Origin of the sequence: Rhodococcus sp. ABRD24 (assembly GCF_004328705.1) — a bacterium.
Taxonomy (GTDB): domain Bacteria; phylum Actinomycetota; class Actinomycetes; order Mycobacteriales; family Mycobacteriaceae; genus Prescottella.
Window position 1 is genome coordinate 3,536,065 of record NZ_CP035319.1, and the last position, 18,363, is coordinate 3,554,427.

Annotated in this window: 17 protein-coding genes and 1 riboswitch; of the genes, 12 read left to right on the forward strand and 5 right to left on the reverse strand. The window is 66.8% G+C overall.

Annotation, left to right across the window (positions count from 1 at the left end; all coding sequences use genetic code 11):
- Positions 1 to 21: 21 nt before the first annotated feature.
- Positions 22 to 336, reverse strand: a complete 315-nt coding sequence (locus ERC79_RS15640; RefSeq protein WP_131579378.1) for a multidrug efflux SMR transporter — start codon at positions 334 to 336, stop codon at positions 22 to 24.
- A gap of 12 nt (positions 337 to 348) precedes the next feature.
- Positions 349 to 410: riboswitch (guanidine-III (ykkC-III) riboswitch) on the reverse strand.
- Between the two features lie 17 nt (positions 411 to 427).
- A complete protein-coding gene (locus tag ERC79_RS15645) occupies positions 428 to 853 on the reverse strand; it encodes an HIT family protein (RefSeq protein WP_131579379.1) in 426 nt (141 codons plus the stop codon).
- 190 nt (positions 854 to 1,043) lie between these two features.
- Here ERC79_RS15645 and ERC79_RS15650 point away from each other — a divergent pair, with 190 nt between their 5' ends.
- Entirely contained in the window at positions 1,044 to 1,703 is a 660-nt protein-coding gene (locus tag ERC79_RS15650) for a YdcF family protein (protein ID WP_131579380.1), read from the forward strand.
- 38 nt (positions 1,704 to 1,741) lie between these two features.
- Here the strand turns inward: ERC79_RS15650 and ERC79_RS15655 are convergent, their stop codons facing one another.
- Positions 1,742 to 2,302, reverse strand: a complete 561-nt coding sequence (locus tag ERC79_RS15655; RefSeq protein ID WP_131579381.1) for a sugar O-acetyltransferase — start codon at positions 2,300 to 2,302, stop codon at positions 1,742 to 1,744.
- A 177-nt stretch (positions 2,303 to 2,479) separates the two neighbouring features.
- Here ERC79_RS15655 and purD point away from each other — a divergent pair, with 177 nt between their 5' ends.
- The gene (gene purD / locus ERC79_RS15660) at positions 2,480 to 3,733 is read left to right on the forward strand and encodes a phosphoribosylamine--glycine ligase (protein WP_131579382.1); all 1,254 of its coding nucleotides are present in this window, start codon (positions 2,480 to 2,482) and stop codon (positions 3,731 to 3,733) included.
- 58 nt (positions 3,734 to 3,791) lie between these two features.
- Here the strand turns inward: purD and ERC79_RS15665 are convergent, their stop codons facing one another.
- Entirely contained in the window at positions 3,792 to 4,583 is a 792-nt protein-coding gene (locus ERC79_RS15665; protein ID WP_207390342.1) for a YggS family pyridoxal phosphate-dependent enzyme, read from the reverse strand.
- Between the two features lie 66 nt (positions 4,584 to 4,649).
- Between ERC79_RS15665 and ERC79_RS15670 the strand changes: the two genes are divergently transcribed.
- From ERC79_RS15670 to ERC79_RS15700, 7 genes are all read left to right on the forward strand, one after another.
- Entirely contained in the window at positions 4,650 to 6,020 is a 1,371-nt protein-coding gene (locus ERC79_RS15670; RefSeq protein WP_131579383.1) for an aminotransferase class I/II-fold pyridoxal phosphate-dependent enzyme, read from the forward strand.
- Between the two features lie 38 nt (positions 6,021 to 6,058).
- Positions 6,059 to 7,396 carry an aminotransferase class III-fold pyridoxal phosphate-dependent enzyme gene (locus ERC79_RS15675; protein WP_131579384.1) on the forward strand — a complete coding sequence of 446 codons (1,338 nt, stop codon included), beginning with the start codon at positions 6,059 to 6,061 and terminating at the stop codon, positions 7,394 to 7,396.
- 31 nt (positions 7,397 to 7,427) lie between these two features.
- Positions 7,428 to 7,772: a pyrophosphatase gene (locus tag ERC79_RS15680; RefSeq protein WP_131579385.1), complete on the forward strand. Its 345-nt coding sequence runs from the start codon at positions 7,428 to 7,430 to the stop codon at positions 7,770 to 7,772.
- 111 nt (positions 7,773 to 7,883) lie between these two features.
- A complete protein-coding gene (locus ERC79_RS15685; protein WP_131579386.1) occupies positions 7,884 to 9,050 on the forward strand; it encodes a pyridoxal phosphate-dependent aminotransferase in 1,167 nt (388 codons plus the stop codon).
- A gap of 121 nt (positions 9,051 to 9,171) precedes the next feature.
- Positions 9,172 to 9,789 (forward strand): TetR family transcriptional regulator, encoded by a 618-nt coding sequence (locus ERC79_RS15690; protein WP_131579387.1) that lies wholly within the window; start codon positions 9,172 to 9,174, stop codon positions 9,787 to 9,789.
- A 36-nt stretch (positions 9,790 to 9,825) separates the two neighbouring features.
- Positions 9,826 to 11,247 (forward strand): adenylosuccinate lyase, encoded by a 1,422-nt coding sequence (gene purB / locus ERC79_RS15695; RefSeq protein WP_131579388.1) that lies wholly within the window; start codon positions 9,826 to 9,828, stop codon positions 11,245 to 11,247.
- Positions 11,248 to 11,593: 346 nt separating this feature from the next.
- Positions 11,594 to 13,729, forward strand: a complete 2,136-nt coding sequence (locus ERC79_RS15700; protein WP_165497141.1) for an Ig-like domain repeat protein — start codon at positions 11,594 to 11,596, stop codon at positions 13,727 to 13,729.
- 138 nt (positions 13,730 to 13,867) lie between these two features.
- On the opposite strand, the gene ERC79_RS15705 is transcribed toward ERC79_RS15700, so the two are convergent.
- Positions 13,868 to 14,299 carry a MarR family transcriptional regulator gene (locus ERC79_RS15705; RefSeq protein ID WP_131579390.1) on the reverse strand — a complete coding sequence of 144 codons (432 nt, stop codon included), beginning with the start codon at positions 14,297 to 14,299 and terminating at the stop codon, positions 13,868 to 13,870.
- 89 nt (positions 14,300 to 14,388) lie between these two features.
- Between ERC79_RS15705 and ERC79_RS15710 the strand changes: the two genes are divergently transcribed.
- The 3 genes from ERC79_RS15710 (at position 14,389) to ERC79_RS15720 (ending at position 17,891) form a co-directional block, all read left to right on the forward strand.
- Positions 14,389 to 16,305: an ABC transporter ATP-binding protein gene (locus ERC79_RS15710; RefSeq protein WP_131579391.1), complete on the forward strand. Its 1,917-nt coding sequence runs from the start codon at positions 14,389 to 14,391 to the stop codon at positions 16,303 to 16,305.
- A 148-nt stretch (positions 16,306 to 16,453) separates the two neighbouring features.
- On the forward strand, positions 16,454 to 16,885 hold the full coding sequence (locus tag ERC79_RS15715; protein ID WP_131581211.1) for an HIT family protein: 432 nt from the start codon (positions 16,454 to 16,456) through the stop codon (positions 16,883 to 16,885).
- Positions 16,886 to 16,889: 4 nt separating this feature from the next.
- Complete coding sequence (locus tag ERC79_RS15720) at positions 16,890 to 17,891, forward strand: pyridoxal-phosphate dependent enzyme (protein WP_131579392.1); 1,002 nt, start codon at positions 16,890 to 16,892, stop codon at positions 17,889 to 17,891.
- Positions 17,892 to 18,363 lie beyond the last annotated feature (472 nt).

Here is an 18,363-nt window from a genome sequence, read left to right on the forward strand (position 1 = left end):
AGGCTGTGCGTGGCATGCGCGTCAGTGCAGAACCTTCAAGCCGATCACGCAGCCGACGATGCCGAGGATCAGGAGGATCTTCACGACCGACGTGCTCTCGGCGCCCGTGACCATCGCATAGGCCACAGTCAGCGAGGCGCCGATGCCCACCCAGATGGCGTAGGCGGTGCCGGTCGGGAGGGTGCGCATCGCGTATGCGAGGCCCGCCATGCTGAGCAACAGGCCGACGCCGAATACGACCGACGGGGCCAGGCGAGTGAAGCCGTCGGACTTGCCGAGGGCCGTCGCCCACACTGCTTCGAGAATTCCGGATACGACGAGAACGATCCAGGCCATGGTGTTCAACTCCCAACACCGTCTTGTCGCTGGCCGGGTACGGTGTGCTCGTCCGGATGTCCTACTGACTGGTACTAGGGTACCGAATTCGTCAGGCGGGGACGTGCTCGCCGTACCCGAGGTCGCGCAGCGCGGCCTTGAGCTTGGTCGCGGCCTCGTCCATCGATTCCGGTGAGGGGTTCGGGTCGGCCTTGCTGATGTCGAAGTTGCCCATGTCGTAGGCCGGGAACACGTGCATGTGCAGGTGCGGCACTTCGAGTCCGGCGATCAGGAAGCCCGCGCGGGGAGCGTCGAACGCCTGCCGGACGCCCTTGGCGATCGTGCGAGCGACGGTGGTGCACTTGGCGAACAGTTCGTCGTCGATGTCCTGCCACTGGTCGACCTCCCGACGCGGCACGACCAGGGTGTGGCCCTGGGTGACCGGGGCGATGGTGAGGAAGGCGACGACGTCCTCGTCTTCCCATACGAAACGTCCGGGCAGGTCTCCGGCGATGATGGCGCTGAACACTGAAGGCATACCGCGAGGATAGGTTGCGACCGCCCATGAGGACATGCCGGTCCTCCGGCGCGGATCGTGTCGGATGCCGGCAGGACACGCTCTGTGACCGTCGAATGTCACGGTTCAGGATGCGGGGTCACATGATGTAGGCCACAATGTATCTCGGCTTTCATATACCGGTCGGGGGACCGTTACTCGAAGGAGTCGCATGTCCATGCGTTCGTTCCGTCCCCGCCGGATCCTGATTTCCGCCGTCATCGCGGCCGCTGCCGCCGGATTGGCACTGCCTGCGCAGGCCGGTGCCGAGTCCTCTCTCGATGTCGTCAACGCGATCTCGCCGGTCACACTCGTCAACGGTGCGCTGTCGGTGGTCGGGGGGTGTCAGACGCCGAGCCGGGACCTGATCGTGACCTGTACGCGGCTCGAGACATTGACCACCCAGGTGCCCGTGATGCTGGCCCTCAACCCGTTCACCACGCACGTCGTCGTTCTCGGAGCCGGCCTGCACGACGACGGGACGATGCGTCCGGTCCTGGTGTCTCGCCTGCGAGCGGCTCTGCAACTGGCGCAACAGTATCCGTTCGCACCGATCATCGTGAGCGGCGGTGTGCCGAAGTCCGGCGTGACCGAGGCACAGGCGATGCGGCAGTGGCTCGTCGCCAATGGCGTCCTGCCTTTCCGGATCACGGAGGAGAACACCTCGCGGTCCACCGTCGAGAACGCCGCGAGAACCGATGCGATCCTACAGCAGCGCGGTGCGCCCGGTGCCGTCGTCGTCACCAGTCCCGACCACCTGCAGCGCGCAATGGTCGACTTCCGCTACGCGGTCCGCGGGCGTATCCCGATCGCGGGCGTCATCGCGCCCTGACCGCGTCGCGGTGAGGATGACTCCGGTCGGTACCCGGTCTACGGCAGCGCCTTGATGACGCGGCAGGGGTTCCCGGCCGCGAACACGTGCGCCGGGATGTCTCGAGTGACGACGCTTCCGGCGCCGATCACCGTGTTGTCGCCGATCGTCACACCGGGGCAGACGATGACGCCGCCCCCCATCCAGACGTTGTTGCCGATCACGATGGGTGCAGCAGATTCCCAGCGTTCTCGGCGAGCTTGATGGTCGGTCATCGGGTGCAGTGCGGTCAGTAGTTGCGCTCGGGGGCCGATCGACACGTCGTCGCCGATCGTGATCGGCGCGCAATCCAACAGGACCGCGTCGTAGTTGAGGAAGCTGTTCGAGCCGATCCGGATGTAGATGCCGTAGTCGCACTGGAATCGCGGCATGATCCACGAGCCCGCGCCCAGTGACCCGAGGAGCTCGTCGAGCAGCTCTCGCCGCAGGGCATCCTCGTCGGCGACGGTCGAATTGAACCGGTCGAGAAGCCGTTGACATGCCTTGCGGCCGGCGACCAGATCGTTGTCGTTGTCCCGGTAGAGGTCGCCACTCAACATGCGTTCACGCTGTTCGCTCACGAGAATCGACCATAGAGGAGCAACTGTCGGTGCGGGGACGGCGCAGATGGCGTCGCGTCACTCGGCCGACTGGGCCTGGAGTCGGCAATCTGGAGTCGGCAATCGGAAACCGGAGCGACGTCGGGTTGCGGCGAGGTCGTGGTCGAGGCGGGAACATCGGCCCGTAGTCTGGGACCCGTGCGCGTACTCGTGATCGGCTCCGGAGCCCGTGAACATGCCCTCCTGCTGGCCCTCGCCCGTGACCCGGGTGTGGACACGCTGATGTGTGCCCCCGGCAACGCCGGAATCGCCCGCATCGCCGAGACTCACCCCGTCGACGTCGCCTCCGGCGATGCAGTCACCGAACTCGCGAAAACGCTGTTGGCCGATCTGGTGGTGATCGGCCCCGAGGTGCCGCTGGTTCTCGGTGTCGCCGACGCCGTTCGCGCAGCCGGCATCGCGTGCTTCGGCCCGTCCGCTGACGCCGCCCGCATCGAGGGTTCCAAGGCGTTCGCGAAGGATGTCATGGCCGCCGCTGGTGTCCGCACCGCGCACAGTGAGATCGTCGACACCCCGGCCGAGCTCGACGCGGCCCTGGATCGCTTCGGCCCCAACTGGGTGGTCAAGGACGACGGGCTGGCCGCCGGCAAGGGCGTCGTCGTCACCACCGACCGCAGTGCCGCGCGCGATCACGCCGCCGAACTGCTCGAGACCGGCCATCCGGTGCTGCTCGAGTCGTTTCTCGACGGCCCCGAGGTGTCTCTGTTCTGTCTTGTCGACGGCGAGACCGTTGTCCCGTTGCTGCCCGCGCAGGATCACAAGCGCGTCGGCGACGGCGACACCGGCCCCAACACCGGGGGTATGGGCGCCTACACACCGCTGCCGTGGTTGCCCGCCGAGACCGTCACGGAGATCGTCGAGGATGTCGTCAAGCCCGTTGCGGCCGAGATGGTCAAGCGCGGCTGCGGCTTCACTGGCCTGCTGTACGCCGGCCTCGCGGTCGGTAAGAACGGCCCCGCCGTCGTCGAGTTCAACTGCCGCTTCGGCGACCCCGAGACGCAGGCCGTCCTGGCGCTGCTCGACAGCCCGCTCGGCGAGATCCTCAACGCCGCCGCGACCGGCACGCTCGAATCGGTGCCCCCGCTGCAGTGGCGGGATGGCGCCGCCGTCACCGTCGTGCTGGCCGCCGAGAACTACCCGGCCACCCCGCGCACCGGCGACGTCATCACCGGGTCCGAGGCCGACGGTGTCCTGCACGCAGGCACCTCCGCCCGTGAGGATGGCGCCGTCGTCTCCGCCGGTGGTCGTGTGCTGAGCGTCGTCGGCGTCGGCGCCGATCTGACCGAGGCCCGCGAGGACGCGTACGCGCGCCTCGCGGAGGTCAAACTGCCCGGCGGGCACTTCCGCACCGACATCGGCCTGGCTGCAGTCGAGGGACGCATCTCGATCTGAAGGTAGGCCTCCGGAACTCCGAGGAGCCTTCTGCCGCGAGGGAACTCGCACGCTCCACTCAGATCCGCGCAGCGCCTCCCGGGCTCGTTCCGGGGTTGGTCGGCTCGGGCCAGTAGTGATCGTTGGGTAGGGCGCGGGCGCCGAAGATGGCCTGTCCGACGCGGACCACGCTGGCCCCCTCCTCGATGGCCAGTTCGAAGTCGCCGGACATCCCCATCGACAGCTCATCCAGTCCGACACCGTCTGGGGCGCTCTGCCGAAGTTGGTCGCGCAGGGTGCGCAGCCTGGCGAAACACGCCCTGACGCGGTCGGTGTCGGTCGAGAAGATCGCGAGCGTCATCAGCCCGCGGACGCGCAGCGCCGAGTACGACGGCAGCTGACGCACAAACGCCTCGACCTCGCCGGGTGCCAGGCCGAACTTGCTGTCCTCGGCGGAGGTGTTCACCTGGACGAAGACGTCCAGGGAACGCCCGGCGGCCTGCAGTCTCCGGTCGAGCGTCTCGGCAACGCGGAGGCTGTCCAATGCCTGGAACTCGGTGGCGAATTCGGCCACCAGCTTCGCCTTGTTCGTCTGTAGGTGACCGATCACCGACCAGGAGACCGGCGTATCGGCCAGGGACCTCCACTTGCGGTGGGCCTCCTGCACCTTGTTCTCGCCCAGCTGCCCGCACCCGGCTTCGATGGCCAGCCGGATCCGCTCTTCGGGAACCGTCTTGCTCACCGGAAGCAGTCGCACGTCCTGACCGAAAGGCGAGCGCGCCCGCGCTTGCTCGATCCGGGCTCGTACGTGCGCAAGGTTGCGATCGAAGTCGGCCACGCTTGCCGCTGTCGGGTACATCAGCCCTCCCATCGGATTGTGTTCCGAGTCAAAAATGTTAATGTCATAGGACAAAACTAGCATCATGAGGCGGTATGCATGGGCATCGAGGGTGGTACGGCACAGGAGATCGCCGACAGCGTCCGGGGCCTTCTACAGGAGGGTGCCCTGACGGTTGGAGCGACCCTGCCTCCGGTGCGGCAATTGGCGGCCGAGTTGGGGGTCAACCGCAACACGGTCGCCGCGGCCTACCGGACCCTGGTCCTTGCGGGTGTTGCGGAGACCCGCGGGCGGGGTGGCACGGTGCTGCGCGACAACCGTGACGCGGGCGAGCAGGAAGGCTCCGCCGAGGGCACTCCGTTGACGGACCTGGCCAGTGGTAACCCCGACCCGGCACTCCTGCCGGACCTGACCACGGCCCTGGTGGGCCTCGATGTGACGGCGAAGCTGTACGGCGGAGCGACCATCGATCCGGGCCTGGCCGACGCCGCCGAGCGCACGTTCGCAGACCTAACGGCCGAGATCACCCGCGCCGGGTGGGTGCTGTCGGTGACCGGCGGTGCGGTCGATGCGCACGAGCGGATCCTCGCCGCCTACCTGTCGCCCGGCGACCAGGTCGCCGTCGAGGATCCCTGCTTCCTTTCCTCGATCAACGCGCTGAACCACGCGGGACTGCGCTCGGTGCCCGTCCCGGTGGATGCGGAGGGGATGCGCCCGGACCGGTTGCGGGCCGCCCTGTCCGGCGGCGCCCGCGCTGTCATCGTCACCTCCCGCGCCCACAACCCCACCGGCGTCAGCCTGACGGCCGCACGCGCCCAGGAGTTGCAGCAGGTGGTGTCGCAGTTCCCGCAGGTGCTGGTCATCGAGGACGATCACTACTCGCTACTTGCCGCCGAACCGTATCGACGCGTCGCTTCCGCTGGGACGCAGCACTGGGCACTGGTGCGGTCGGTGTCGAAATTCTTCGGTCCCGACCTGCGTGTGGGGCTACTCGCCTCCGACGAGGCGACCGCGGCACTGGTGAGTGCCCGCTTCGGGCCTGGCACCAACTGGGTCAGTCACCTGCTGCAGCGCCTCACCGCCGCCCTGTTGAACAGCACGACCGCCGAGACGGCGATCGTCGCCGCCGCGGACACCTATCGGCGCCGGGCCGGGATGCTCGTCACCGCGCTCGCCGCCGAGGACATCGCCGTGCGGGGGCCGCAGGAGGGCTTGAATGTGTGGATCGACCTGGATGTCGATGCGCAACAGGTCGGCGCGGCGCTCATGCGTCGCGGCTGGCTCGTCCGTGCCGGACGCAGCTTCTCCGCGGCGACCGACCCGGCCCGCAATGCCATCCGCGTCACCATCGCGACCATGACCGAGAGCATCGCCACCACGTTCGCGTCGGCACTGGCGGCCGCGCTCGACGACGTCGACCGCAGCGCCCGTCGCAGGCGCCCGCCGACCCGCACCGCCCTTCTCGACTGAGCCCATCACCACGAACCGATCAGGAAACCAGGCAGACTATGACCGACACCCTCCAGCCCGCCGTACACACCCCGATTCCGGGGCCGAAGAGCCAGGCCATCCATGCCCGCCGGACCGCGGTCGTCCCCGCGGGAATTCCGTGGAATCTGCCCGTCTACATCGATCGCGCTGTCGGTGCCTATCTGATCGATGTCGACGGGAACGCGTTCGTCGACATGGGATCCGGGATCGGCGTGACCAGCATCGGTCACGCGAACCAGGCCGTGATCGATGCCGTCACCGAGCAGATCGGCCGCTTCACCCACACCCTGTTCGGAATCCTGCCCTACGAGGGCTACGTCACTGTCGCCGAGCATCTGGCCCGCACCACCCCCGGCACCCATCCGAAGAAGACTCTGCTCGTGAACTCGGGTTCCGAGGCGGTCGAGAATGCGGTCAAGATCGCCCGCAAGCACACTGGGCGGACCGGCATCGCGGTCCTCGACCATGCATTCCACGGCCGCACGAACCTGACCATCACGATGAACCACAAGATGACGCCCTACGGGCTCGGGTTCGGCCCGTTCGCCTCCGACGTGCACCACGTCCCGAACTCCTACCCGTACCGCGACCGGCTCTCGGGCGTCGCCGCCGCGCACCGCGCCATCGACCACATCGAGCAGCGCATCGGCGCGTCCGCCCTGGCCGCACTGATCGTCGAACCCATTCAGGGCGAGGGCGGGTTCATCGTTCCCGCCGACGGTTATCTGCCCGCCCTCCAGGACTGGGCGAACGCGAACGGAGTCGTGTTCATCGCCGACGAGATTCAGTCCGGGATGGGGCGCACCGGCGCGTGGTTCGCCAGCGAGCACTTCGGTATCACCCCCGACATTGTGCTGACCGCGAAGGCCATCGCCGCGGGTCTGCCGTTGGCCGGTGTCACCGGGCGCGCCGAGATCATGGACAGCGTCCACGTCGGCGGGATCGGGGGAACGTTCGGTGGCAATCCCGTCGCAGTCGCCGCGGCGGCGGCCGTGTTCGACGAGATCGACCGTGCCGGACTGCTTGCCGAAGCAGATCGGATCGGGTCGAGACTGCGCACCGGCCTCGATGCTCTCCAGCGTCGGCATCCGACGGTGGGGGAGGTCCGCGGAATCGGAGCCATGCAGGCATTCGAGCTCACCGACCCGAACACTGGTCTGCCGCTGGCCGGGGCGGCCGGGACGATCAGCCGCTACGCGGCCGGCCGCGGCGTCATCCTCGTCACTGCAGGAAGCGACGGAAACGTTGTTCGCCTCTTGCCGAACTTCACCACCCCAGACGCGGAGATCGACTACACCCTCGAAGTGCTCGACGCGGCCCTGGCGGACATCGCCCAGGGGGGGAACGGCCGATGAAGACACGATCCGTGCATCCAGCGGGACGGTCATGGACCTAGCCCGGTTGCAGGCGCATGTGCGCGCCCGGTCGGAGCAGTACGCCGTCGAGAATGCGATCGTCAGGGACCCGGCCTGGTTTCTGTTGAAGCTGCAGGAGGAGGTCGGCGAGCTGGTGCAGGTCTATTTGATGCGCGCCGGGCAGGCCCGGGACAAAGGCCTGAGCTCCGAAGAGTTGGACGATCGGTTCCGTCTCGAGTTGTCCGATGTGCTGTGCCAGGTGCTTCTGATCGCCGACGAACACGGCGTCGATTGCGAGGCGGAGGTCGTGGCGCGCTACCGGTCGTGGGGATACGACTTCGGCCCCGACGATCCCGCCGTCGCGATGGTGACCTGAAGATGCTGACCTGAAGGAGATGCGACCCGATGGATCAGCGATGACCTGCTGCTCGACTGCAGAGTAGACACCGGATTTCGGTACCTCGACGCCGTTGCTAGCGTCGAAGGCGTGCGTACCGAATCTCAGCGATCGACCATCCCGGCCTTCCACGTCATGGACGTGTGGAAGGCCGCCACCGAGCGGCAGCGCACTCATGGCGACGTGTTGTCGCTCGCGGCGGGGCAACCGTCTACGCCGGCGCCGCAGCCGGTGTTGCGTGCTGCCCGGGAAGCGCTGGACAATCATCTCCTCGGATACACCGAGACGTTCGGGATCGAGTCGCTGCGTGAGGCCATCGCTGACTACCACAGCAGGCTCTCCGCGATCGCCGTCGATGCCGACGATGTCGTGGTTACCACCGGTTCGTCGGGCGCGTTCACGCTGCTGTTCCTGGCTGCGTTCGATGCCGGAGACACCGTCGTCGTCGCCCGGCCCGGCTACCCCGCCTACCGCAATACGCTGACGGCGTTGGGCTGCAACGTGATCGAGATCGACTGCGGTCCCGAGACCCGATTCCAGCCGACCGTCGCGATGCTCGAGGAGATGGACACCCCGCCGGCTGGGCTGATCGTCGCGAGCCCCGCCAACCCCACCGGCACCGTCATCGATCCCGCCGAACTGGCGGCATTGGCCCGTTGGTGCGAGGAGCACGACACGCTGCTGATCTCCGACGAGATCTATCACGGGATCGGATTCGGGGGTGGGCAGGTGACCGCGTCGGCGTGGGAGACCTCGCGTGAGGCCGTCGTCATCGGCTCGGTGTCGAAGTACTTCTCGATGACCGGCTGGCGTCTGGGCTGGATGCTCGTGCCCGAGAGCCTGCGCCGGCCGTTGCAGCGGCTCGCGTCGAATATGACGGTGTGTCCGCCGGCGATCTCGCAGTACGCGGCCGCCGCTGCGTTCACCGATGAGTCGCGTGCCGAGCTCGACGGTCACGTCCGGCGGTACGCGGTGAATCGGGAGCTGTTGCTGACCGGCCTGCCGAAGCTGGGGCTCACCGAGCTCGCGCCGGCTGACGGCGCGTTCTACGTATACGCCGACATCTCGCACCTCACCGGCGACTCGACGGCATGGTGCGCACGACTGCTCGCAGATACCGGCCTCGCGCTGGCGCCGGGCATCGACTTCGACACCGTGCACGGCGACCACACCGTCCGCCTGTCGTTCGCCGGGTCGACGGCGGAGATCCGCGACGCCCTCGCGCGTCTCGAGCGGTGGTTGCCCGCGCCACGTTAGGGGAGAAGGCCCCTTCCCCTGCGTCCCCCTCCTTCTGTGTCCCCCTCCTCCTTCTGTGTCAAAGCCCCACTCTTCGCACAATCCGTCGTGGTACCTGACCGGCGGCTGGCACCATGGGGGGATGACTTCCGCGGCGACCCCCAAGGGCGAGCGGCGTCGTCAGGCACTCGTCGTTGCCGCAGCGGATCTGTTGCTCGAGGGTGGCTTCGACGCCGTCCGCCACCGTGCAGTGGCAACGCGGGCGGGCCTGCCACTGGCGTCCACCACGTATTACTTCGGTTCGCTGGACGAGCTGGTGGCGCTCGCCGTGGAGCACAACGGAAACCGTGAACTCGACGCGATCCGCGAACGCATCGAGGAGGTGACGCAGCGCCGCCGCGGCGTCGAGTCCACCGTCGACCTCATCGTCGACCTGCTGGTGGGCCCGGATCTGGATGGCGAGGGTGACGGCGCCCGCGAGCGGCTGATCGCGCGGTACGAACGGTTCGTCGCGTCGGCCCGGCATCCGGAGCTGCGGGAGGTGCAGCTGCGGCTGCGTGCTCAGCTCGACGACCTGCTCACCGAGGTGCTGCGCCGGTCCGGCCGCATCGTGCGCGAGCCCCAACTACGTCGGCTGGTGGCCGTGGTCGACGGTGTCGTGGTCGGTGCGCTCAGCGAGGTGGACCCTGATCCCCGGGGCATGGCGCGCGCAATGCTGCTCGACCTCATCGACGAGTTCGCGCCTCCGAGCACGCGCTGACGAGGGGCTTCGGGTCTCGCCGTAAACTGGGGCCTCGTGAGCCGCATCCCGAACGTCCTTGCCAACCGTTACGCCAGCCCCGAGCTGAAGGCGCTGTGGTCGCCGGAGTACAAGATCGTGCTCGAGCGTCAGCTGTGGCTGGCGGTGCTGCGGGCGCAGGCAGAGCTCGGAATCGACGTTCCGCAGGAGGCTCTCGCCGACTACGAGCGGGTGCTCGAGACGGTCGACCTGGACTCGATCGCCGAGCGTGAGCGCATCACCCGCCATGATGTGAAGGCGCGCATCGAGGAGTTCAACGCCCTCGCCGGCCACGAGCATGTGCACAAGGGTCTGACCAGCCGCGACCTCACCGAGAACGTCGAGCAGTTGCAGGTGCTGCGGTCGCTCGAACACGTCTACGACCACGGCGTGGCGATCGTCGCCCGCCTGGGCGAGCGGGCAGCCGAGTACACCGGTTTCGTTATGGCCGGACGCTCCCACAACGTCGCCGCACAGGCCACCACGCTCGGGAAGCGTTTCGCGTCGGCCGCCGACGAGCTGCTCGTTGCGCTCACCCGTCTGCGGGAGCTCATCGACCGTTATCCGCTGCGCGGCATCAAGGGCCCGATGGGTACCGCACAGGACATGCTGGACCTGCTCGACGGCGATGCGGCCAAGCTCGAGCAGCTCGAGAAGAAGGTTGCCGAGCACCTCGGCTTCGCGCACGTGTTCACCAGCGTCGGCCAGGTGTACCCGCGCTCGCTCGACCACGACGTGCTGTCCGCGCTGGTCCAGGTGGGCGCAGCACCGTCGTCGTTTGCGCACACGATCCGCCTGATGGCCGGTCACGAGCTGGTCACCGAGGGCTTCCAGCCCGGCCAGGTGGGCTCGTCGGCCATGCCACACAAGATGAACACCCGCTCGTGTGAGCGGGTCAACGGCCTGCAGGTGGTGCTGCGCGGCTACGCGTCGATGGCCGCCGAACTGGCGGGTGCGCAGTGGAACGAGGGCGACGTGTTCTGCTCCGTCGTCCGCCGCGTCGCGTTGCCCGACGCGTTCTTCGCGATTGACGGACAGATGGAGACCTTCCTGACCGTGCTCGCCGAGTTCGGTGCGTACCCGGCCGTCATCGAGAAGGAACTCACCCGCTACCTGCCGTTCCTCGCGACCACCAAGGTCCTCATGGCCGCGGTGCGCGCGGGTGTCGGACGCGAGACCGCACACGAGGTCATCAAGGAGCATGCCGTCTCGGTCGCGCTCGCGATGCGTGAGCAGGGCAAGGATCCGGACCTGCTGGATCGTCTGGCCGCCGACGACCGTCTGCCGCTCGATCGCGCCGCGCTCGACGAGGCCCTCGCCGACAAGTCCGCGTTTGTCGGTGCCGCCGGCGCGCAGGTGGACTCGGTGGTGGCGCAGGTACAGAAGCTCGTCGATGCCAACCCGGACGCCGCCCGATACGCACCCGGAGCGATCCTCTAGGTCGGCCCCCCGAACTACGACTGCCGGCAGGCCGGCGCCCCTCTCCGAGGAGTGAGGCGCCGGCCTGCCGACGTTCTCGGCTGTCGCGCTATGTCGTCCGTCCTGGTGGCGGGGCGCGAGCGTTCGGCGAAACCGCCGGTTGCGCCGTGATCGATGCAGTACTGTGACCTCATTCGGCGGCGGTTGGACGCGTGTCCAACTGTCGGGGTTGGTGCATCATCCAAAGAGGGGCTGAACGAAGTTGAAGAAAAAGAACACACGCCGGCTGCTAGCCGGCGCGAGCGCAGTCGCCATGACAGCAGGCTTCGCCGCATCGTTGGGCGTCGGGACAGCATCCGCGGCACCCGTGAGCGGATCGACAAATTCCGGCAGTTGGACGTTCAACCGAACGATCAGCAACGGCACGCCGGTCCCGGGCGAGACGATCACCGTCACGAACAACATTCGTTGGAACGGCGGCCTCGCACCGACCATCAGCGCCTTCAAGGACATTCACCCGGCCTGCCTGACGTACGTCGCGAATTCGTCGCGAGTCTCCGGCAAGGGTGTCGGCACTGATTCGAGCGACCCGACTGTCGTGCGCATGACGGGATCGTGGATTCGTAGTGCCGTCGACCGGAATATCGACTACACGGTTCAGTACACCGTCGGTCAGAACTGCGCTCGCGACGTCGCCCTGACAACCGGCGCCGGAATCTCCGCGAACCAGGGCACCGGCTCCGAAACCGCCAACGCGGGTCCGTCGATCACGGTCGCGAAGTCCGCGACGACGACCTCTTTGACGGTTTCTCCTGTTCCGCAGGTTGATTCGGTGTCGACGTTGACGGCGACTGTGTCTGGTGGTGTCGCTGGTGTTGTCGAGTTCTCGAACAATGGTGTTGTTCTGGGGACTGGTACTGCGGTTGATGGTGTTGCGACGTATTCGTGGACTCCGGGTGTTGCGGATGCGGGTCAGTCGTTTTCGGTGATTGCGAAGTATCTGGGTGATGCGTCGAATGCGGCGTCGGTGTCGGTGGCGCAGACGGGCACGGTTGCTGCGGCTCCGGCGGTGCCGGCGGCTCCGAGTGATGTGGTTGTTTCTCCGGCTGCTGTGGTGGTCGGGGACACGGTGACTGTGTCGGGTAAGGCTGAGGCTGGTTCGTCTGTGGTGGTGACTGCGGGTGGTCAGACTTGTAGTGCGACGGCGGATGTCGGTGGGGTTTTCAGTTGTGATGTCGTCGTTGATGTTGTCGGTTCGGTGAGTGTGACTGCGGTTGCGAGCAATGGTGTCGGTAGTGGTCCGGCGTCGGTTCCGGTTTCTGTCGAGGTTTCCAAGCGTGCGACGGCGACTTCGTTGACGGTTTCTCCTGTTCCGCAGGTTGATTCGGTGTCGACGTTGACGGCGACTGTGTCTGGTGGTGTCGCTGGTGTTGTCGAGTTCTCGAACAATGGTGTTGTTCTGGGGACTGGTACTGCGGTTGATGGTGTTGCGACGTATTCGTGGACTCCGGGTGTTGCGGATGCGGGTCAGTCGTTTTCGGTGATTGCGAAGTATCTGGGTGATGCGTCGAATGCGGCGTCGGTGTCGGTGGCGCAGACGGGCACGGTTGCTGCGGCTCCGGCGGTGCCGGCGGCTCCGAGTGATGTGGTTGTTTCTCCGGCTGCTGTGGTGGTCGGGGACACGGTGACTGTGTCGGGTAAGGCTGAGGCTGGTTCGTCTGTGGTGGTGACTGCGGGTGGTCAGACTTGTAGTGCGACGGCGGATGTCGGTGGGGTTTTCAGTTGTGATGTCGTCGTTGATGTTGTCGGTTCGGTGAGTGTGACTGCGGTTGCGAGCAATGGTGTCGGTAGTGGTCCGGCGTCGGTTCCGGTTTCTGTCGAGGTTTCCAAGCGTGCGACGGCGACTTCGTTGACGGTTTCTCCTGTTCCGCAGGTTGATTCGGTGTCGACGTTGACGGCGACTGTGTCTGGTGGTGTCGCTGGTGTTGTCGAGTTCTCGAACAATGGTGTTGTTCTGGGGACTGGTACTGCGGTTGATGGTGTTGCGACGTATTCGTGGACTCCGGGTGTTGCGGATGCGGGTCAGTCGTTTTCGGTGATTGCGAAGTATCTGGGTGATGCCTCGAATGCGGCGTCGGTGTCGGTGGCGCAGACGGGCACGGTTGCTGCGGCTCCGGTCGGTAGCGTAGTGATCGCCGTGAACCCGGCCGCACCCATCTCGGGCGCCCCTTCAGCCATCACGGTCACCGGCGCAGACACGGGAACGGACGTGACCATCAAGGTTGGCGCCGAGACCATCTGCACCGCAACGGTTACTGCGGACGGAACGGCCACTTGTACCTGGACCCCGACCGCTGCGGGCAGCCAGGTTCTGACCGTGGACGTCACCGTGGGCGGTACCGCGAACACGGTCACCAAGGTCGTCACCGTCGAAGCCGAGGAGGTCCCGGGCAGTCCCACCGGATCTCTCGGTTCGTTGGCCGGATTGCTGGGATCCAGCTAGTCGGTAAAATCAGTCGGGCAGCGTAAGTACGCCATTCGGCAACGAGCCCCCATCGGAGAGATCCGTTGGGGGCTCGTTCGGTACTTCAGTCGCCGCGGCGGGGTTGTGCGTCGAGCCGTGGCCGACGGTCGAGGAGAGTCAGCAGTCGTCGGGCGCGAGCTTGCCGAGGATCCGGCGCAGCTCGGCGCGGTCGTGGGCATCGAGCGAGCCGAAGAAGTCCGCGGCCTGGGCGTCGCGTGCGGCCGACATCTCGGTGATCAGCTTCAGGCCGGTGTCGGTGAGCTGCACGCAGACGGCACGACGGTCGACGCCGTCGGCGACGCGCTCGACGAGATTGCGTTTCTGTAGCCGGTCGACCACCTCGGTGGCTGATCGGGGCGCGATGCTCAGTGCCTTCGCGACGTCGCCCAGTCGTGGTCGGCCGTCGGCCTCGTGGTGGATGACGCGCAGCGCACGGAACTCGTGGGGCGAGAGTTCCCATGGCTCGAGCGCGGTGAACCAGTTCCGACGCAGGGTCCGGGATGTCGACATCACGAGATCGCGGAGCTCTTCGGCGGGTACCTCCGTCATGGTGCCGGAGCTTACCTCACTTGACAGCTACCTCATGTTGAGGCAACCTCAGTAATTGGCTTGCCCCGACTTCCGAGAGGGGTGGTGTAGTGACAAGCCCTCACTTCGGTGGGCCCGGCGGGGGTCCCATACGTACCCGCAAGATCGATCCCGCCGACCGTGCCCAGCTCGAGGATTCCCCGGTGAGTCTGCGCCGGATCGGCTCACTGTTCGCGCCGTACCGCTGGCAGATTTGCGTGGTGATGGTGCTGATCGTGGTGTCGTCCACGATCTCTCTGGCCAACCCCTTCCTGGTCCGAGAGGTGATCGACCGCGCGATTCCCGACCAGAACGTGAGCCTGCTTGTGTGGGCCGTGCTCGGCATGCTCGCCATCACGATTGCCGGCTCCGTGCTCGGTGTAGTGCAGACGTGGATCTCGACCACCGTCGGGCAGCACATCATGCACGATCTGCGCACCCGCGTGTTCACGCATCTGCAGCGGCAGTCACTCGGCTTCTTCACCCGTACTCGCGGCGGCGAGATCCAGTCCCGACTCACCAACGACATCGGCGGCATGCAGACCGTCGTCACGTCCACCGCGACGTCGATCGCCTCCAACGTCACCACGGTCGTCGGCACCGTGATCGCGATGGCCGTCCTCAGCTGGCGGCTGTCCCTGCTCTCCCTGATCGTGCTGCCGCCGGCGATCTGGCTCACTCGTAAGGTCGCGCTGATGCGCCGCGAGATCACCGCGCAGCGCCAGCACGCACTCGCGGACATGCAGACCCAGATCGAAGAGAGCCTGTCGATCAGTGGTGTGCAGCTGGGCAAGACGCTCGGCGCCGGCCCGGCGATGTCCGGCCGCTTCGCCGACACGTCGCACCGGCTGGTGGATCTCGAGGTTCGCTCGCAGCTGTCCGGCCGGTGGCGGATGGCGACGATGAGCATCGTCTTCTCGGCCATCCCCGCGCTGCTGTACCTTGCGGCGGGCCTGCCTGCGACGTCGGGCGGCATGACGATCGGCACCCTGGTTGCGTTCACCGGTCTGCAGACCACGCTGTTCCGGCCGCTCATGGGTCTGCTGGACGTCGGTGTGTCCGTGACGAGTTCACTCGCCCTGTTCAGCCGCATCTTCCAGTATCTCGACCTGCCCGTCGAGATCGACGACCCCGACAAGCCGGTGCCGATGCCGCGCGAGAAGGTGTCCGGTGCTGTGCGGTTCGAGGACGTCGGCTTCCGCTACGAGAACGCCGACCGTCACGCCCTCGCCGGTGTCACCATCGACGTGCCCGCCGGGTCGTCGCTGGCGCTGGTCGGCGAAACCGGCTCGGGTAAGACCACTCTCGCGTCGCTCGTGGCGCGGTTACACGATCCGACGTCCGGCCGGGTGATGATCGACGGCGTCGACCTCCGCGACATCTCGCTCGCGGAGTTGTCCGAACTGGTCGGCGTCGTCTCGCAGGAGACGTACCTGCTGCACGCGACGATCCGGGAGAATCTGCGGCACGCCAGGGCGGCGGCGACCGACGCCGAGATCGTTGCCGCGGCACGGGCCGCGCAGGTACACGAGCTGATCGAGTCGCTGCCCGACGGCTACGACACTGTCGTCGGCGCCCGCGGCCACCGGTTCTCCGGTGGCGAGAAGCAGCGCATCGCCATCGCGCGAACCCTGTTGCGCGACCCCCGAATTCTCGTGCTCGACGAGGCCACCAGCGCCCTCGACAACGAGACTGAGCGGGCGGTGCAGGCCGCGCTCGACGTCGTCAGCCGCGGTCGCACCACGATATCGATCGCGCACCGGCTCTCCACGATCCGTGACGCCGACCAGATTGTGGTTCTCGACCATGGCCGGGTTGCCGAGCGCGGCAACCACGATCAGTTGCGTGTGCTGGGCGGTCGCTATGCCGCGCTGCTCGCTCGCGGGGACAGCGCCGGGAGCGACGACCGTGCGGCCGCTGAGGTGCCGTGCCGACGTCATGCTGCCGGCCGCGAGGAGTCCGGGGAGCGGGTCGCCGTCGAGGTCTGAGGTGCGGCCGCCGCGCCGGCGCAGCCGACTGTCAGGGCGCCTCCATCCGTGCGCATCCTCTACCAACTCCGACACGAAGCGGTATATCGTCCGGCTCTTCGCCGCGCCCGCATCTGGCACCTAACATCTTCTCATGAGCCCGATTCCCATGACTCGCTGCGTCTTCTGCGCCATCGTCGCTGGCGCGGCAGAATCGAGCGTCGTGTACGAGGACGAGCACACGGTCGCGTTCATGGATATCCGGCCCCTCACACCCGGGCACCTGCTGGTGGTACCGAGGGTGCATGCCGCGGATTTGTCGGAACTCGATCCCGGCGCCGGCGGCAGGATGTTCCGGGTCGGTCAGCGATTGGCCCGCGCCTTGCGGGACAGTGAGGTCGATGCAGCTGGGGTGAACTTCTTCCTCGCTGACGGGGTGGAGGCCGGCCAGGAAGTGTTTCACGTGCATCTGCACGTGATCCCCCGGACGGTGGGGGACGGCTTCGGGATTCGGGCGCGTCCGACCATGCCGCCGCGACCCGATCTGGACTATCTCGCCGGTTCGATTCGTGGCCGCCTCGGTTCCGGCCGGGAGGCCTGACGTCATGAACCAGCCACTGCTGCATCACAAGTTTCCCGAGCTCGTGTCGAGACTGCCATACGTGCGGCTCGGTACGGCGCCTACCCCGGTCCGGAGACTAGACGGTCTGGGAAGCCGGAACCGGCTGTGGCTCAAGGACGAGAGTGTGTTCGGCGACGGTGGCTGGGGTGGTAACAAGGTTCGCAAGCTCGAGTGGATCCTTCCCGATGTTCTGGCACGGAAATCGCGGCGGATCATCACCGTCGGTGGGCTCGGTACCAACTGGGGTCTGGCGACGGCGTTGTATGCCAAGAGATTCGGAATAGGCACCGCACTTGCCCTGATCGATCAGCCCGTCGACGACCATGTGCGTGCGCAGCTCGAGCGGCTGCGTCGATCGGGCGCGACGCTGCATTTGACCCGGAACAAGGCCCGTACCGTGGCGTGCGCACCCTGGCTGATGCTGCGGCATACTCGTGGTGGACGATTGCCGTACTATCTGCCGCCTGGTGGTTCGTCGCCGGTCGGTGCGCTCGGGTATGTCGAGGCGGGTCTGGAGATCGCGGCGCAGGTTGAGGCGGGCGACATTCCGGAGCCGGCACACGTCGTAGCAGCCGTCGGGTCCGGAGGTACCGCCGCGGGTCTACTGCTGGGCCTGCGTCTGGCCGGGCTGCGGACGGGCGTCGTCGCGGTGGTGGTCAACGACACCCTGCCTTTGGGACCACGGGAGATTCGTGATCTTGCGGGTCGGACCGAGACTCTCCTGCGTCGGCGTGGTGCGAAGCTCGGCGACATCGATCTGACGTCGGGGAAGCTGACAGTGACCCGTGAATATCTCGGTCCCGGATACGGATACGCCACCGCCGAGGGGCGGGCGGCGCAGCGCGTCGGGCTCGAGCATGGGATCCCGCTCGACCCCGTCTACACCGCCAAGGCGTTTGCCGGATTGCTCGAAATCGACGCGAAGACGCTGGTCGACGATGGCCCTATCGTCATGCTCGACACATTCGGGCCCCGGCCGGACTGACGGTGGCCCCGGCTGGGTGATGCCGGTCCGCGGGCCGGGCCACCGCCTGCAACACCCGGAGGGTGAGGCGCGATGCACCTTCCACCGGACCTGGAGAGGTGGTCGTGATGGACTTTCCGCTCAAACGGGAGGACTTTGCGGCGGGCGCGAGCGGTGACGGCCCGGGCTCAGCCCGGCGGCACGTCAGTACCGCTGAGTGAGAGCAGGACGAGGTCGATCCTGTCGACCGGTACCGCAGCGACTTCTCTTGGGGTGCAGAGCTGTCGCAGGAATTCGGGAGCACGGTCTATGCAGCCCAACAGCTTTCGCTGCGAAGATAGCAGATTGCAACAGGTGTGGCACGACAATCCGGTCCGGAGCAATCACCTGACGTGATGCTTCGTCGGAGTGCTACTCCCGTCGGCGCGGGCACCCGACGGACAGGATGGTGCCATAGTTCGAATATGTATTCGATAATTTCGAAACCTGCGCG

What these genes read in the sequence shown, in the direction of transcription:
- ERC79_RS15640 (WP_131579378.1), bottom strand. Translation starts at nt 336, where the DNA reads ATGGCCTGGATCGTTCTCGTCGTATCCGGAATTCTCGAAGCAGTGTGG.
- ERC79_RS15645 (WP_131579379.1), bottom strand. Translation starts at nt 853, where the DNA reads ATGCCTTCAGTGTTCAGCGCCATCATCGCCGGAGACCTGCCCGGACGT.
- ERC79_RS15650 (WP_131579380.1), top strand. Translation starts at nt 1,044, where the DNA reads ATGTCCATGCGTTCGTTCCGTCCCCGCCGGATCCTGATTTCCGCCGTC.
- ERC79_RS15665 (WP_207390342.1), bottom strand. Translation starts at nt 4,583, where the DNA reads ATGGGAGGGCTGATGTACCCGACAGCGGCAAGCGTGGCCGACTTCGAT.
- ERC79_RS15670 (WP_131579383.1), top strand. Translation starts at nt 4,650, where the DNA reads ATGGGCATCGAGGGTGGTACGGCACAGGAGATCGCCGACAGCGTCCGG.
- ERC79_RS15675 (WP_131579384.1), top strand. Translation starts at nt 6,059, where the DNA reads ATGACCGACACCCTCCAGCCCGCCGTACACACCCCGATTCCGGGGCCG.
- ERC79_RS15680 (WP_131579385.1), top strand. Translation starts at nt 7,428, where the DNA reads ATGGACCTAGCCCGGTTGCAGGCGCATGTGCGCGCCCGGTCGGAGCAG.
- ERC79_RS15690 (WP_131579387.1), top strand. Translation starts at nt 9,172, where the DNA reads ATGACTTCCGCGGCGACCCCCAAGGGCGAGCGGCGTCGTCAGGCACTC.
- ERC79_RS15705 (WP_131579390.1), bottom strand. Translation starts at nt 14,299, where the DNA reads ATGACGGAGGTACCCGCCGAAGAGCTCCGCGATCTCGTGATGTCGACA.
- ERC79_RS15715 (WP_131581211.1), top strand. Translation starts at nt 16,454, where the DNA reads ATGACTCGCTGCGTCTTCTGCGCCATCGTCGCTGGCGCGGCAGAATCG.
- ERC79_RS15720 (WP_131579392.1), top strand. Translation starts at nt 16,890, where the DNA reads ATGAACCAGCCACTGCTGCATCACAAGTTTCCCGAGCTCGTGTCGAGA.